We start from the raw sequence: 16,038 nt of genomic DNA on the forward strand, positions 1-16,038 counted from the left end.
GGGGGGGGGGAGATGGCCGGCTCGGCTTCGGCGTCCTCATGCGAGGGATCGGAGCCGAGGGGCCGGAGTCTCGAGTCGACGGGCGATGGACGATCTCCGATCTCGGCAGGCCGCCTTCAACGCCTCCAGCCGAAGCCAGTGGGAGGGGTTCGCCGGGCATCGTCGACGGGTTTCGGCGCTGCTCGGGGCCGGCGAGGGGCAGGGGGGCGGGCAAGGGGCGTCCCGGCTCTGCGTTCTCGGGGTGGGGAATGCCAATGACCTGGACCTGCCGGCGTTGCTGGCTCGGCATCGCGAGGTTCACCTGGTTGACCTGGACGCCGGGGCTCTGGCCGGCGCGGCCGAGCGTCAGGGGGTGGCGGGCCGACCCGGCCTGATCCTGCACGGCGGCCTGGACGTGTCGGCCATGCTTGACGCCATCTCGGGCTGGTCGCCGTTCGCCGAGGTTGGCCCGGCCGACCTCCGGGCGCTGGCCGAGTGGCCGGCCGGCCGGGTGCCGATGGTCCTGCCCGGCCCGTTCGACCGAGTGGCCTCGACCTGCCTGCTCAGCCAGCTCGTCGAGACCGCCTCCCACGCCCTCGGCGACCGCCACCCCCGCTTCGGCGCCGTGGCCGAGGCGATCCGGGACGGCCACCTCCGCCTGCTGGCCCGGCTCACCGCCCCCGGAGGGGAGGCGACGCTCATCACCGACGTTGTCTCCACCCGAAACCTGCCGGCTCTCTCGGGATTGCCGGAGGAGGAGTTCCCGGAGCTGTTGCCGATGCTGGCCCGGACGCGCAACCACATGCACGGGCTCCACCCCGCCGAGCTGCGGGGGAGGCTCCGGGACGACCCCGTCCTCTCCTCGAAGGTGACCGGGGTGCGGCCCGCTCGGCCCTGGGCCTGGCGGCTGCATGACCGGACGTACCTGGTTTGGGCGCTCAGCTTCCGGGTCGGCGGGGGGCGTTCGCCCTGATCCCGGGCGCCTTCCGGCTTCGCCAGGAGTCGGGAGCGTGCTGGCATTCTCCGAGCCCCCTCGATAAGCTGGCCGCCCGAGACAGCGAGCCGGCCGGAGCAGGAGCGGGAGCACGCCTCGGTGTCCGCGCTCCCCCCGCTCGGTGCGGATCTCCACCGCCTCCTGGACACCTGCTCCCGGGAACGGGTCGCCCACCCGATCCGGGGCCGTACGGATCGTTCCGAGCGGGAGGATGCAACCGGATGCGAGCGTTCCTGATCGTGCTGCTCCTTGGGTTTCCTCCCGTCCCAATCTGGCCGGTCCTCGCCCAGGATCGGCCCGACTCCGGATCCGGCTCCGGCTCCGTCTCCGGCCTGGGGCTCGAGAGGCACGGGCCCCGAGAGGACGACGAGGACCGGGCCTCCTCCGCCGAGCAGGAGGAGGAAGGTGAGGAGGACCAGGAGCCGGTCGTCTCGCACCAGACGCTCGACCTCGACGGCCGGACCCTGGCCTACTCGGCGACGGTCGGCACGCTGCCGATTCGGGACGAGCGGGGAGAGACGACCGGCTCGGTCTTCTACGTCGCCTACACGCTCGACGGCGTGGCGAAGCCGGAGGACCGCCCCCTGATGTTCTCCTTCAACGGCGGGCCGGGGTCGTCGTCGGTCTGGCTGCACCTGGGGGCGCTGGGGCCGAGGCGCGTGCCGATGCCCGAGGAGCCGGGCATCCCCGCGCCGCCGTACCGCCTGGTGCCCAACGACCAGACCTGGCTGACCGAGGCGGACCTCGTCTTCATCGACCCTATTGGCACCGGCTACAGCCGGGCGAGCGACCCGGAGAAGGCGAGCGAGTTCTTCAGCCTCCGAGGCGACATCGCCGCCGTCGGCGAGTTCATCCGGCTCTACCTGACCCGGAACCGCCGCTGGACCTCTCCCCTGTACCTCGTGGGAGAGAGCTACGGCACAACCCGAGCCGCCGGGCTGTCGGAATACCTGGTCGACCGCGGCATCGCCCTGAACGGTGTGGTGCTCGTCTCCTCGGTGCTGAACTTCCAGACGGTCCGCTTCGGCACCGGGAACGACCTGCCTTACGTCCTCTTCCTGCCCACCTACGCCGCGACCGCCCGCTACCACGGCCGCCTGGCCGACGACCTGGAGGATCGCCCCTTGGGCGAGTTCCTCGACGAGGTCGAGGCGTTCGCCTCCGGCGACTACGCCCGCGCCCTCCAGCTCGGCGACCGGCTCTCCGACGAGGAGCGGGCCTCGGTGCTCGACCGTCTGGCGCGCTACACCGGGCTCGATCCGGAGTACCTGGAGGACGTCGGCCTCCGGATCGAGATCCAGCGGTTCTGCAAGGAGCTGCTCCGCGACGAGAGCCGCACCGTCGGCCGGCTGGACAGCCGGTTCCGGGGGATCGACCCCGAGCCGGCCGGCGACTCCCCCTCCTTCGACCCAAGCCTGGCCGCCATCCGGCCGCCATATACGAGCACGCTGAACCAGTACCTCCGGACCGAGCTCGGGTACGAGTCGGACCTGCCCTACCACATCCTCGGCGAGGGGGTCCGAGGCTGGGACTACGGCGTCTCCAGCGCCGGCGGCGGCGGCTTCGCCGACACGGGAGCCGAGCTGCGCGACGCCCTGGCGAAGAACCCTCACATGCGGATCCTCGTTGCCTCGGGATACTACGACCTCGCCACCCCCTACGCCGCCACCGAGTACACCCTGGCCAACCTCCGGCTCGACCCCGAGCTGCGGGACAACATCCGAATTTACGAATACGAGGCTGGCCATATGATGTACATCCACGAGCCATCGCTGGTCGCCCTGAAGCGGCACGTCTCGGCATTCATCGCGGAGTCGGACGGGGTCGAAGGATTGTCATCGGCGCCGACCCGGCCCGATCCGGGGGGCGACCGTGCCCAGGATGAGAGGAGGGAGTGCGAGCCGGAGGGATCGAACGGTTGAGGACAAGGGGACCTCCCCTGACTTTGCGAGCCGGCGAATGATCGGGTCCGACCGACGAATTCCCTGGTAGACACGACGACGACCTCGGGCCGATGGGGATCACCGCCCCCAGCCGGCCGCCGGGAGCGCGATCCTCACAACGCGGGCCCTGGGCCAGGATGGTCCTTCGGGGCTCGGCGCCCCCGCTGCGCGCGGGGGCTCGGGTCGTCGCGTGGTGTGACGCAGGCACGAAGGGGACGATCATGGCGACGAGCGCGACGGCGAGACGAGACGATTGCTCCCATCGGGAGATCGAGGGCCAGGGCAGGGCTCGGGCGATCGCTCGACGCGGGGGCCGCGGGTTTGCCGGCCCCGGGCTGATCGTCGTCGTCTTGCTGCTGGCGGCGCTGGCCTACCCGCTGGTCTCGGATCCCGGTCCGGGGGGCTCCCGGATCGAACTGCCGAGGGGCTCGCTGGTTTCCGACGTGGCGTTCGCTCCCGGGGGGGCGGCCGTCTACCTGGACCACAAGCTGCTCGGCCCGACGATCGTCGACGTTGAGGGGGGCCGGCTCCGGATGGGCCGATCGGCCGCCGGGATGGAGATCGCGAGGATGGCCGTCGACCCCTCGGGCCGCTCGGTGGCGGTCGCCGACGCGGGAGGGTCGATCCGGCTGCTCGATCCCGATTCCCTCCGCCCGATCCGGGAGCTGCTCGGCCACCAGTGTCGGGTGATGGACATGGCGTTCTCCGCCGACGGGAGCCGGCTGCTGTCGGTCGACAGCAAGGGCATCATCCGAGTCTGGGATCCGGGGTCGGGGCGGGTTGAATGTGAGTTCGAGCGGCCGGACGTGCTGGTCAGTTGCGCCTTCGCTCCCGATGGGACGTCGGTGGCGGTGGGGGGCCGGGATGGCACGATTGAGGTCATCCCGGCCGATGGCTCCGGGTCCGATTCGGTGCGGTGGGAGGCCCACGGCCCTCGGCAAATCGTCTTCGACCTGGCCTACTCCCCCGACGGCCGGACCCTGGTCAGCCTTGGCCTGGACGGCTCGGTCCGGCTCTGGGAGGGGGAGTCTGGCTGGGCCTCGAAGCGGGAGATCCGGTTCGACGGCAAGGTGTCGCTGTGTGTGGCGATGACTTCGGACGGCCGGACCTTGGCCACCGGCCACATTGACGGCTCGGTGCGGCTTTGGGACGCGACCACCGGCGCGATGCTTCAGGAGCGCCGGGTGGATCGCCTGCAGGCCAGCTCCGTGAGCTTCTCGCCCGACGGTCGCCGCCTGGTCGTCGGCAGCGGGGGCTCGGTTTCGTTGATCGACCTGAGCGAGTCGGTCTGAGCCCCGAGGGGATGAAGACCGGAGCCGGCCGCACCGAGGGAGCGGCGCGGATGGCTCCAGGCGTTGTCAGGCGGCCTGAGGCCCGGCGGCGGCGACGGCCGGGTCGACCCCGGTGAAGCGGCGGAAGTTGTCGCGGAAGAGGCTGGCCAGTCGGGAGGCGGCGGCGTCGTACTCGGAGGGGTCGGACCAGGAGGAGCGGGGGTCGAGGATCGTCTCGGGCACGCCGGGGCAGGAGCGGGGGCGGCGGAGGCCGAAGATGGGGTCGGTGGCGAAGGGGGCCTCGGCCAGCGCGCCGGCGAGGATGGCATCGACCATCGCCCGGGTGTGCGGTAGCGGGATCCGCTTGCCTCGGCCGTGGCCGCCGCCGGTCCAGCCGGTGTTCAGCAGCCAGGCCTCGGCGCCGTGCTGGGTGAGCTTCCGGCCCAGCAGGTCGGCGTAGCGCTCTGGCGGCAGGACCATGAACGGCTCGCCGAAGCAGGCGCTGAAGGTGGCCGTCGGCTCCGCGCCGAGGCCGCGCTCCGTGCCGGCGACCTTGGCGGTGTAGCCGGAGAGGAAGTGGTACATCGCCTGCTCGGCAGAGAGCCGGGAAAGCGGCGGCAGGACGCCGAAGGCGTCGCAGGTCAGGAAGATGATGCGGCTCGGGTGGCCGGCTCGGCCGCTGGGGACGTAGTTGGGGATGTACTCGATCGGGTAGGCGGCCCGGGTGTTCTCGGTCAGGCTGGCGTCGTCGAACTGGCAGACGCGCGTTTCGGGGTCGAGGACGACGTTCTCCAGCACGGTGCCGAAGCGGATGGCGCCATAAATCTCCGGCTCGTTGGTGCGGTCCAGCCGGATGCACTTGGCGTAGCAGCCGCCCTCGATGTTGAAGACGCCGTCGTCGGACCAGCCGTGCTCGTCGTCTCCGATGAGGTGGCGGCGGTGGTCGGCCGAGAGGGTGGTCTTGCCCGTGCCGGAGAGGCCGAAGAACAGGGCCACGTCGCCGCGATCGCCGACGTTGGCCGAGCAGTGCATCGGCATCACCCCCTTGCGCGGCAGCAGGAAGTTCAGCAGCGAGAAGACTGACTTCTTGATCTCTCCCGCGTACAGCGTGCCGCCGATGAGGACCATCCGCCGGGCGAAGTTCAGGAGGATGAACACCTCGCTGCGCGTGCCGTCCCGGGCGGGGTCGGCCTTGAAGTCGGGGGCGGCGACCACCGTGAACTCGGGCCGGAAGCGGGCCAGCTCGTCCCGGCCGGGGGTGATGAACAACTGGCGGGCGAACAGGGCGTGATAGGCCCGCTCACAGACGACCCGGACGGGGAGCCGGTGGGTCGGGTCGGCGCCGGCGAGGGTGTCCATGACGTAGACGTCTCGACCGTGGAGGTGTTCTCGAACGCGGTCGAGGAGGCGGTCGAACACCTCGGGGGCGATCGGCTGGTTGACCTTACCCCAGGCGATCTCGGCCTCGGAGGAGGGCTCCCGGACGATGAACCGGTCCTGGGGAGATCGGCCGGTGTAGGGTCCGGTGCGGAAGGCCGCGGCGCCCGAGTGGGCCAGCTCCCCCTCCCCCCGGCGGAGGGCGTGTTCGACGAGGATGGCCTGGGAGAGGTTCTGGTGCCGAGCCTTGAGCCCCGTCAGGCCCAGCTCGTCGAGCGTCTCGGCGCGGTCGGGGGCGGGGACGGTGGGATCGGTCGGGCGGTCGGCGGTGCTGCTCATCGGGTCCTCGGCGACAGGGGAGAGCCTCGCTGGGGGCGTTGCCTCTCGGCGGGAGGTCGTGCGGGCGGTGGAGGCGATCGGACGGGGACGGATCCCCCGGCGTCGCGAGCCCGGAGGGAAGCCATCATGACACCATCAGCCGCTCAGGGCCAGCAAGGGCGGTTCCGACGCTCCCGAGGATCACTCCTGCCTGCCCGGCAGCCCTGCCCAGGAGGAGACGCGATCGACGAGGATCGCCGCCAGGTCGCCGTCGGCCGGGCCGTAGGTCTCGACCGGATGGCCGGGGCGGACCAGGTGGATGGTGTGCCTTCCGGCTCGGTAGCGGCGCAGGTCGTTGGCGACGGTCAGGTCGACCCGGTTGACGCGGCAGGAGTCCTCGGCGGCCTGGATCAGCTCCGCCTCGCTCGCGCCGGAGAGCAGCTTGAAGCCGACGATGTAGGCCCCCGGCGCCCGGTCCCGGACACCTCGGATGACCTTGGGGGCCTTCCGGCATCGGAGGAGCAGCTCGTCGGCCTCGGAGCTGATTTTGCCCGGAGTCAGGGCCGGCTCGTAGTCCGAGGCGGCCATGGCCAGCACGATCACGTCGATCCCCCCCGGGTCGAGGAGGGTTCGTTCCAGCGCTCTGGCGTAGCCGGCCACGGTGTTCTCGGCCAGGGGGAGAAGCGTCAGGCGGTCGCGGTGGGCCCGATAGCGGCGCAGGGCCTCGTCGAGCCGGCGATGCAGCTCGTCGGGGTCGCGGTCCAGGTTCCACCAGGGGGCGTCTCGGTGGAAGGGGCGTTCGGCGTTCGGGGCGCAGAGGTGCCAGACGCTCGCTCCTCGCTCCAGCCATGCCTCGGTGATGGCGGCCGAGAAGCGGCCGGTCGAGGCGTTGGCCAGATGCCTGACGTCGTCGATTGGCGCGGTGGTTCCGCCACCGGTGACGAGCACTCGCATCGGGCTTGGGGTTGGTGCTGGGGGCTCCCTCACCGTCGGCTCACTCCTCGGGCCGAGGGTTCCCGGTCCGTGCGACTTGCCTGAGGGCGTGAAGCCGGCCAGGCGAATCGGTGTTGGGGGAGTGTCTCGGGAGCCGGGGCCTTGGTCGCGGATCCCATGAGCGATCTGCCCTCCGATCAATCGGCCTTGCCTTTGCCGCCCGCTCCGGAGACCGTAAGCTGATCGGCCTGGAGATTCCGCCGCCGAGCACGATTCGAGACGACCCCGACCGAGGTCCGCGTGATGAGCCAAGCCGCCCCGCCCGATCCGCTCGCCCGAGAGCTGTTCGAGCAGATCGCCTCCTGGCCGATCTACGACCCGCACTCGCACATCGACGCCCATCGGCCGGCGTCGCGCAACCTCGATGAGGTCCTGGGCTATCACTACTATACCGAACTCGCCCACTCGGCCGGGATGCCCGCCGCGGAGGTCGACCCCGGGCTCCCCCCCCAGCAGCGCGCACGCAACCTCGCCCGGCACCTGCACCGGATCGACAACACGGTGCAGTATTCCTGGCTGCTGGAGATCGCCCGCACCTTCTTCGGCTTTCAGGGGGACCGGATCGACGCCGACTCGATCGACGACCTTTACCGCCTGGCCGATCACTCCGCCGCCGGCGCCGGCGAGGCCTGGGACCGATCCGTCTGGGAGACGACCAACCTGGAGGCCGTCTTCCTCACCAACGAGTTCGACGATCCGTTGGAGGGCTGGGACACCTCGAAGTACGTTCCCTGCCTGCGCACCGACGACCTCGTGCTGAAGCTGCACGAGCCGAGGACCATCCAGCGGCTCCAGGCGTCGACGAACGTTGACGTGGGGGACGTCAAGTCGCTCCGCCTAGCGATCGCCGCGTTGTTCGAGTACTTCGTCGAGCGAGGAGCCCGGGCCTGCGCCATCAGCCTGCCTCCCGATTTCGTCCCCCGGCGGGCGACGCCGGTGGCGTCGCAGAATTCGGTCAGGCGGGCGATCACGCACATGGATCTCCGTCCCGACGAGCACGAGGAGGTGCGCACGCTCGTCTTCTGGACGCTGGCGGAGCTGTGCGCCGAGTGGAACCTGCCGTTCGATCTGATGATCGGCCCGATCCGAAACGTCTACCCTGGCGGCGTCGCCGGCGGGCGCGACCTGTTCGACCGCCGCGTCAGCCTGCACGACTACGCCGTTCTGTTCACCCACTTCCCGGGCGTCAGCTTCCCCGTGTCGACCCTCTCGCCCGACGCCGGGGCCGAGCTGGTCGCGTTTTCCTGGATCTTCCCGAACGTCGTGCCCAACGGGCACTGGTGGTACTCGAACGTGCCCGCGTTCATTGCCGCCGACCTGAAGGCCCGGCTCCAGGCCGTGCCGAAGACCAAGCTGGTGGGGTATTACTCCGACGCCTACAAGCTCGAATTCGTCCTGCCAAAGTTCAACATGTACCGCCGACTGCTGGCGGAGTTTCTCGCCGAGGACTGTGTCCGGGGCCGGGGCTGGTCGGCCGACCGGGCGCTGGAGCTGGCTCGGCTCGTCTTGCTGGAGAACCCCAGGCGCCTCTTCCAGCGGCCGGGAGGAGGGGCCGGCTGAGGTCGTCCCGCCGGAGCCCGGGGAGGGGGCCGACGACCTCCCCTCGGGAGCCGGGCCGTGGATCGGGCCCGAGGGCGCCCGGGAGCGGGGCGCGCCGGGCGTGTCGTCACGTCCGGGAGCAACCGCCCCGACCGTCGCCGGCGGAGGGACCGGAGGATCCCGACCGAGGGCGTCGCTCACCATCGTCGGTGCGCTTGACCGGCCCCCAATCGCGGGGAACGCTTGGGACGGGGGCCGGCCGTCGGGGCGGCTGCCCGGAGGATATGTCCTTGCGCCCACCGAGGGGCGGAGCTGTCCGGTTGGCGACCGGCGAGGTGGAGCACCATGTTGAGACAGCGCAGCGACGCGCACCGCGCGAGGGCCCTCGGCCTTGGCCTGGGGCTGGCGATGGCCCTGCCGGCCTCGTGGCCCTTGGCTCCCCTGCGGGCCTCGGAAGGCCCCCGGGAGGGATTGGCGGCCGATCCGGAGGTCGTGATCGCCCAGCAGGACTTCGGCCAGCTCCCCGACGGGCCCCTCGGCCAGGGGATCGGCGGCCGGCCGCTCGTGCCGGGCACCGACCTGACTCGGGAGGAGCTCGAGCAGATCGACGAGCAGTTGCTCGCCAACATCCTCCGCATCGAGGACCCGGTCGACCGATCGCTCGCCCTGGTTCAGGCCGCCATCTACAAGATCCAGACCCGGGACCTCGACACGGCCCGCCGGGCGCTCGACCGGGCCTCGGAGGCGATCGAGGAGATCAGCGAGCCCGTCCGCCGCGATCTCCGGCTCATCTCGACGAGCAGGGCGTTCATCGAGCTGGCCCAGGAAGACATCAACGTGGCGGTTTCCGGGGCGGCGAGCATCCTGTCCCTGGAGCCGGAGATGACCGTTGAGGAGCGGGTCCAGACGCTGGAGCGGGCGCTCGAGGCCTTCGAGCGCTCCGCGGAGCTGGCCTCCCGGATTGAGCAGCTCGGCTATCGCCCGCAGACCATGTATTTGGCTGCCGAGGCGCAGGCCAAGGGCGGCCAGGACATCGGGATCGTCGCCTTCCGCAACCCGCAGATCCTGGGAGAGCAGCAGGAGACGGTGGTCCCCGAGTTGCGACGGCTGGCCGCCCGCTATATCGAGCTGGCCGCCGAGCACGCCCGGTCGATCGACGTGCCGGTCTGGCGCGACGTGGCCCTGTCGGCCGTCGCCTCGTCGGCGGCCGTCTCGAACCAGTTCGAGCTGGGCCGTCAGGTCGCCGGATCGATTCCCGGGCTGGAACTTCGGTTCGACGCCGTCCTCTCCGTCGCCGAAGGGGAGGCGCGCCGGGGAGACCCCGACCGGGCGACGGGCGACTTCGCCGAGTGCGCCCGCATTCTCGCCTCAATCCCGATCGACGACCTCCGAGGCACGCTCAACGACGTCCTGATCGAGAGCCTCATCGCCGCGGGTCGCTTTCCCGACGCCCGGCGCTGCATTGCACTCTATCCCGACGACGTCGACCGCCTGGAGGCCCTCGGCGGCATCGCCCAGGCGATGGGGGCTCGAGGCCTCTCCGACGAGGCCCGCCAGTGGATCCTCCGAGAGATCGAGCCCCAGTATCGTTCCGGCCTCTACCGCCGCGTCAACGACGGCGTGCTCAGCACCCTCGAACGCTACCCTCGGGGGAGCGATGCCTACGGCGCGTTCTGATTCGATTCGATTCGATTCGATCGTCGCTGAAACCGCACTGCACCGCACCGCACCGGATCGCTCGTCGTCGGGCCCGTCGATCGGGCCGGACGTCGGCGATCGCGGCTGGGGGCCGGGAACCGGCCGGCCGGCCCTCGCGGGGGGAATCGCCCTCGCCCCGGGGAGCGGCTGAGTCTGGATCGCCCCCGGCCTGTTGGGGGCTCGACGGCGCTTCCGGGAGGGGGATCCGGGGATCAGTCCTGATCGAAGAGCGCCGCGTACCGGCTCTTGAACGACCGGATGCCCTCGTGCAGGGCGTGGATGTCCAGCCCGCCGACGAACATGCGGCAGCCGAGGGCGTACATGCGGTCGGCGTACTCCGGCCCCCGGGGGACGACGCCCCAGGGCTTGCCGGCGGCCCGGCAGGCGTCGGCGATGCGCTCGATGGCCTCGAAGCACTTGGGGTGCTCGAACTGGCCGGTGACGCCGAGCACCTGGCTCAGGTCGGCCGGGCCGACGAAGAGAAGATCCACGTCGGGCACGGCGGCGATCTCGGCGATCGAGGCGATTGCGCCGGCCGTCTCGATCTGGATGCCGACGAATGTCTCGGCGTTCTTGCGTTCGGCGTACTCGGCCAGGGGGGTCAGGCCGAAGCGGCCGTCCCGGTTGCCGCCGTTCATCCCGCGCTCTCCTCGGGGCCAGAACTTGGCCCAGCGGACGGCGCGTTCGGCCTCCTCGGCGGAGCGGACCATGCTGACCATCACCCCGCCGGCGCCGATCTCCAGCGGGCGCATGATCGAGGCGTAGTCCGTCGCCGGCAGGCGGACGAAGTGGTCCAGCCCGTACCCCCGAGCGGCGAGCACGGCCAGCTCGATCTCCTTGAGCGAGAGGCCGGCGTGCTCTTGATCGAGCCAGAGGCCGTCGTAGCCGCCGTGCTCGCCGAGGATCTCGATGATCTTGGGGTGGAACAGCTGGCCGACCCCGAACAGGCGCACGACCTTGCCCTGCGCCAGCCGGTCCTTGATCCGAGGCATCATCGCCCTCCGAGCGTTCGATTCGGATGCGGGGGGAATCGGCAACGGGAGGCGTCGGGGCCGCCCGGTGGCGATTCTATCGCGATCGGGCCCGAGACGCCCGGGGGCGGCGCGGGTTGATCCGGGGGCGGGGATCGGCGATAACCGATCGATGACGATCGGGGGAGATCCGGAGCGAGCCGAACGATGGGGGACGCGATCGAGCCGGGCCGGCGTGAGGGTCGGCTCCGCCTGGCCTTCTGGGCCGCCTTCTGGCGGATCGCCCTGTTCCTGGCGGTGCTGGGGGAGCTGGCCCTCTGGGCCGCGATCCGTCGGCAGGCCGTCGGGTTTCCGCCCCGGGTTCGGCTGGCGTTCCTCGTGGTCTACTCGCCCCGGGTGCTGGTTTCAGCCGCGCTGCTGGCGGGGCTGATCACCCAGGCGCTCGATGTGCTCGTCCGGCTGGCGGTCGATCCGATGCTCCGCCGCTGGCTCCAGCCGGCGACCGACCGGGACGACGACGACGGCCGGGGCTTCGGCTTCCACCTCGACGCGACGGAGCGCGTGGCCGACGCGAGGCCGGCCCGGATGCGAGTGGGCCGGGGGTCGCGACCGGGCACCCTGGTGCTCACCGACCGCCGGCTCTGGTTTTTCCCCTCGGCCTGGGACGGGGAGCCGTGGTCCGTGCCGAGGGACGGCATCCGGTCGGCGTCGCTTGACCCACCGCCTCCGGCCCTCGCCCGGGTCGTCCGGGGGCTTCCCCCCCAGGTTGTCGTCTCGGGCGGAGCCGGCCCCGAATCACGGGCGACCTTCGCCCTGGCCGACCCCAGCGCCGTTCTCCGCTGGTTCCTCCCCGAGCCGGCCGCCCGATGAGCCGCCGGGCTCCCTCCTCCTCGACCAATCGCCCCGAGTCCCCCCGATGGCCGACCCCTTCCGCGTCGTCGTCACCGACTTTCTCACCGAGGCCGACGTCGAGTTGCCGATTCTGGGCGACATCGCCCGGATCGACCTGGCCGGCGCCACCAGCGAGGCCGACCTGGCCGACCTGCTGCCGACGGCCGACGCCCTGATCGTCTACCACGACGTGCCGATGCTCACCGCGCAGTCCATCAACCGGCTCGGCCGCTGCCGGGGGATCGTTCGGGCGGGCGTCGGCTACAACAACCTCGACCTGGAGGCCGCCGATCTCCGGGGCATTCCCATCTGCAACGTGCCCGATTACGGCGCCGAGGAGGTGGCCGACCACGCCATCATGATGCTGCTGGCCGTCGTCCGCCGGCTGGGCCCCTGCCACGAGGCGATCCGACGAGGAGGCTGGGACGTGCCGATCGTCTACGGAGTGCCCCGCCTTCGGGGCCGGACGCTGGGTCTGGTCGGCTGCGGCCGGATCGGATCGGCGACGGCCCTGCGAGCCCGGGCCTTCGGCCTCGACGTGGTCTTCTTCGACCCGTTCGTGGTCCCTGGCTTCGAGAAGGCGTTGGGGATCCGCCGGGCCTCCTCGCTCGAAGACCTGTTCGAGCAGAGCGACTTCGTCAGCGTGCACTGCTACCTCGACGAGACGACCCGTCATTTGGTCAACGCCGATCGGCTGGCCCGGATGCGAGCCGGAGGGGTGCTGATCAACACCGCCCGGGGGCCGATCGTCGATCAGCAGGCACTGCTCGAGGCCCTCGACTCCGGCCACCTGGCCGGCGCCGGCCTCGACGTCGTCGAGCGGGAGCCGCTGGACGACGACCGCCTCCGCTTCCATCCCCGGGTCCTGCTGACCCCGCATGTGGCGTTCTACAGCGTCGAAGGGTTCCTGGAGATGCGCCGCAAGTCGGCCGAGGAGGTTCGCCGCCTTCTGCTCGGCCAACCGCTTCGGTGCCCGGTCAACCGGGCGGCCCGGGGGGAGCGCTCCTGCTGAGGGCCTCGGGGGGATCGGGGAGGCGCCGAGAGGGGGGCCGGGGAGCGATCAGCCGCCAGGATCCTGGTGCCGGGGCCAACGATCCCCGCCGTTTTCCGGTGATCGTGCTCTCGGATCGGGGGAAGGGAGCGCTTCCGGCGGGTCGTCCGGCCTGTTCGAGCCGATTGGCATGGGACGTGAGAAGGAGCGTCAACCGGCCCTGCCCCGAGGGCCGAATCAAGGCCCGGAGGGCCGTCGGCCCTGCTGCCGGAGCGGTCGGAGTCCGGTGGCGGCGACGGGCTGGTTTCGGGCGATTTTGACAGGTCGGGCAAGATATACTATCGTGTCGGCCAACGACTTGCGTGGCCCGAGGCCCGAGGGACCGCGCCGCTCCCCCCTTCGGGACGCGGGGCACTCCGGCCGGGAGCCGCCGGCGGCTTGGGATTCGTCCATGATCTTCGATCTGATCGCTCGTCTGGTCCTGCGTCGGGGCTGGCTGATCGTGCTGGGCTGGATTGGGGTGGCCGTGGCGCTCGGCCGGTATGCCCCGTCCTGGGACTCGGTGAGTCTGGACGACGACGTCCGGTTCTTCCCTCCCGGCTCCCTCAGCGTCGCCGGCCAGGATCTGCTCGAGCGGGGTTTCCCCGAGGCGACCGACTCGACGGCCGTCGTCGCGGCCGAGCGGCCGGACGGGCCGCTCTCCGAGGAGGATCTCGCCTTCGTCGGCCAGCTGGCCGACCGGCTCCGGGCCCTGATCGGCCCGGAGCACGCGATCGCCTCGGTGACCGACTTCCGCCAGCGCTTCATGGACGCCGTTCTGATTGGCGGCTCGGGCGAGGGAGGTTCCGGCCAGGCGGTGCTGACCGTGGTCGGCATCGACGCGACCTACCCGAGCAAGCAGGCGAGGCTGACGGTCAACGTCATTGAGGAGCTGCTCGACGCGCTTGCTCCCGAGGTCCCCGACGGCCTTCGCCTGGCCCTGACCGGCTCGGCCGTCGTCGGCCACGACATGAACGAGTCGTCGAACCAAAGCATCGACACGACGACCTATGCGACCGTGGCCCTGGTCATCGCCATCCTGCTGGCGGTCTACCGCTCTCCGCTGCTGGCGCTGATTCCGCTGGTGACGATCGCCCTGTCGGTCTTCATCAGCCTCAAGGGGCTGCCGACGTTGCGGTGGGTGCCGGGGCTGGAGTTCCAGGTCATCAACGTGACCAAGGTGTTCGTTATCGTCGTCCTCTTCGGCGCCGGGACGGACTACTGCCTGTTCCTGATTGCCCGGTACCGAGAGGAGCGGGCGCACGGCCTGTCGATCCCCGACGCCCTCGCCGTGGCGATCCGGCAGGTCGGGGCGGCGCTGGTGGCCAGCGCCGGCACGGTGATCGTGGGGCTGGGGATGCTCTGGTTCTCCAGCTTCGCCAAGATCCAGTACAGCGGCCCGGCGATCGCGGCGAGCCTGGCGGTGGCCCTGCTGGCCGCCTTGACGATGGCGCCGGTCTTCCTCAAGTGGTTCGGCCGGGCGATCGACTGGCCGTTCCGGTCGTCGTCGTCGTTGGCGGCGGCGGCCCCTGAGGTCGGCAGCAACGGCCACCCCCCCCGCGTTCCCGACCGGGCCGAGCAGGCGTTGCAAGGCCCCTGGGGCCGGGTGGCGAACCTGGTGGCCCGGAGGCCGGCGACGATCCTCGCCGTCAGCCTGCTGGCGATGGCCCCCTTCGCCTGGCGGGGAACGCGAGTCCCCTCGAACTACGGGCAACTGGCCGACCTGCCGGCCGACGCCCCGAGCAAGGTCGGCGCGGCGCTGATCCGCCAGTACTTCCCGATCGGAGAGCTCGGGCCCACCAGCGTGCTCGTCGCCAGCCCCGAGATCGATTTCCGGTCTGAAGCCGGACGGGAGGCGATCGCGACCCTCTCCGACCACCTGGAGGCGATGCCCGAGGTCGCCCGGGTCCGGTCGCTTTCTCAGCCGTTGGGAGAGCCGCTGGAGGAGACCGTCCGGCTCTCGGAGCGCGAGCGGGCCCTGCCCGGATTCCTCCGCCGCCCGCTGGAGCAGGCCCGAGACGCCCTGATCGAGCGGGGCTACGAGGCGGCCGAGCCGGTCTACGTCGCGACCCACCCGGTCGACCCGGCCGACGAGGGCCACATCACCCGCCTCGACCTGCTGCTGGCGATCGACCCGTTCTCCGAGGACGGCATGAACGCTCTCGACGCCATCCGGGCCGAGCTCGACGCCCTGACCGCCAGCGGCCCGCTGGCCGGGGCCGAGATCGGTTATGCCGGGGCCACGCCGATGCTCTACGACCTTCGGGCCTCGATCACCGTCGACGAGCGCCGGATGTACGTCCTGGTCACGCTGGGAGTGTACGCGATCCTCGTCCTGCTCCTGCGACGGCCCGGCATCAGCCTTTACCTGATCGCCACGGTGGTCCTGGGCTACCTCGCCACGCTCGGCCTGACGGATCTGGTCTTCCGGTCCTTGCACCAGGGGATCGACCCGTGGCAGGGGCTCGACTGGAAGGTGGGCTTCTTCCTGTTCGTGATTTTGGTGGCGGTGGGGGAGGACTACAACATCTTCCTCATGTCCCGGGTGATCGAGGAGGAGCGCGGGCACGGTGTGGTGGACGGCACCCGGCGCGCCGTGGCCGCCACCGGAGGGATCATTAGCTCGTGCGGCCTGATCATGGCCGGCACGTTCGGCTCGATGCTCACCGGCCGGCTGCTGGCGCTGCGGGAACTTGGCTTCGCGTTGGGGTTTGGCGTCCTGCTGGATACCTTTCTCGTGCGGCCGGTCCTTGTGCCGGCCTTCATCATCCTGCTGGAGCGGTTCCGCCCCGGTCGATCGCGGCGTCAGCCTCAGGCCGACCGTCGCGAGTCGACCTCCCCCACCCCGACCCCCGTGCTTCGGGTCGACTACGGGATGGCCTCCCGGGATGCGACCCGGCGCTGAACGACTGAACGACTCGGACGATCAGGAGCCGGCCGTCTCGGTATCGAAATTGCACCGCGATGCGCGCCCGGTTCGAGCGGGGGCTTCGGTCGCCGTCCTCCGCCGCCGGATCGCAACCCGGCCGCTCCC

11 protein-coding genes are annotated in these 16,038 nt (G+C 71.1%); 8 read left to right on the top strand and 3 right to left on the bottom strand.

What is annotated here, in order from left to right; genetic code table 11:
• Positions 1 to 85 precede the first annotated feature (85 nt).
• The 3 genes from TsocGM_RS22870 to TsocGM_RS22880 all read left to right on the top strand — a co-directional run bounded on the left by TsocGM_RS22870 (position 86) and on the right by TsocGM_RS22880 (position 4,208).
• Complete coding sequence (locus TsocGM_RS22870) at positions 86 to 952, top strand: hypothetical protein (RefSeq protein WP_126727784.1); 867 nt, start codon at positions 86 to 88, stop codon at positions 950 to 952.
• A gap of 242 nt (positions 953 to 1,194) precedes the next feature.
• Positions 1,195 to 2,895, top strand: a complete 1,701-nt coding sequence (locus TsocGM_RS22875; RefSeq protein WP_126727785.1) for a S10 family peptidase — start codon at positions 1,195 to 1,197, stop codon at positions 2,893 to 2,895.
• Positions 2,896 to 3,137: 242 nt separating this feature from the next.
• The gene (locus TsocGM_RS22880) at positions 3,138 to 4,208 is read left to right on the top strand and encodes a WD40 repeat domain-containing protein (protein WP_158633719.1); all 1,071 of its coding nucleotides are present in this window, start codon (positions 3,138 to 3,140) and stop codon (positions 4,206 to 4,208) included.
• A gap of 66 nt (positions 4,209 to 4,274) precedes the next feature.
• Here the strand turns inward: TsocGM_RS22880 and pckA are convergent, their stop codons facing one another.
• Both pckA and TsocGM_RS22890 read right to left on the bottom strand, forming a co-directional pair.
• Complete coding sequence (gene pckA / locus TsocGM_RS22885; protein WP_126727787.1) at positions 4,275 to 5,903, bottom strand: phosphoenolpyruvate carboxykinase (ATP); 1,629 nt, start codon at positions 5,901 to 5,903, stop codon at positions 4,275 to 4,277.
• A 180-nt stretch (positions 5,904 to 6,083) separates the two neighbouring features.
• Positions 6,084 to 6,836 (bottom strand): phosphopantothenoylcysteine decarboxylase domain-containing protein, encoded by a 753-nt coding sequence (locus TsocGM_RS22890; RefSeq protein WP_126727788.1) that lies wholly within the window; start codon positions 6,834 to 6,836, stop codon positions 6,084 to 6,086.
• A gap of 282 nt (positions 6,837 to 7,118) precedes the next feature.
• On the opposite strand from TsocGM_RS22890, the gene TsocGM_RS22895 reads away from it, so the two are divergent.
• On the top strand, positions 7,119 to 8,435 hold the full coding sequence (locus TsocGM_RS22895; protein ID WP_126727789.1) for a glucuronate isomerase: 1,317 nt from the start codon (positions 7,119 to 7,121) through the stop codon (positions 8,433 to 8,435).
• A gap of 324 nt (positions 8,436 to 8,759) precedes the next feature.
• On the top strand, positions 8,760 to 10,091 hold the full coding sequence (locus TsocGM_RS22900; RefSeq protein ID WP_126727790.1) for a tetratricopeptide repeat protein: 1,332 nt from the start codon (positions 8,760 to 8,762) through the stop codon (positions 10,089 to 10,091).
• Between the two features lie 233 nt (positions 10,092 to 10,324).
• On the opposite strand, the gene TsocGM_RS22905 is transcribed toward TsocGM_RS22900, so the two are convergent.
• Complete coding sequence (locus tag TsocGM_RS22905; protein WP_126727791.1) at positions 10,325 to 11,104, bottom strand: HpcH/HpaI aldolase family protein; 780 nt, start codon at positions 11,102 to 11,104, stop codon at positions 10,325 to 10,327.
• A 186-nt stretch (positions 11,105 to 11,290) separates the two neighbouring features.
• On the opposite strand from TsocGM_RS22905, the gene TsocGM_RS22910 reads away from it, so the two are divergent.
• The 3 genes from TsocGM_RS22910 to TsocGM_RS22920 all read left to right on the top strand — a co-directional run bounded on the left by TsocGM_RS22910 (position 11,291) and on the right by TsocGM_RS22920 (position 15,909).
• Positions 11,291 to 11,953, top strand: a complete 663-nt coding sequence (locus TsocGM_RS22910; RefSeq protein WP_126727792.1) for a hypothetical protein — start codon at positions 11,291 to 11,293, stop codon at positions 11,951 to 11,953.
• Between the two features lie 46 nt (positions 11,954 to 11,999).
• Complete coding sequence (locus tag TsocGM_RS22915) at positions 12,000 to 12,986, top strand: C-terminal binding protein (RefSeq protein WP_126727793.1); 987 nt, start codon at positions 12,000 to 12,002, stop codon at positions 12,984 to 12,986.
• A 430-nt stretch (positions 12,987 to 13,416) separates the two neighbouring features.
• The gene (locus TsocGM_RS22920; protein WP_233579125.1) at positions 13,417 to 15,909 is read left to right on the top strand and encodes an MMPL family transporter; all 2,493 of its coding nucleotides are present in this window, start codon (positions 13,417 to 13,419) and stop codon (positions 15,907 to 15,909) included.
• Positions 15,910 to 16,038 lie beyond the last annotated feature (129 nt).

Source organism: Tautonia sociabilis (genome assembly GCF_003977685.1).
Taxonomy (GTDB): Bacteria; Planctomycetota; Planctomycetia; order Isosphaerales; family Isosphaeraceae; genus Tautonia; species Tautonia sociabilis.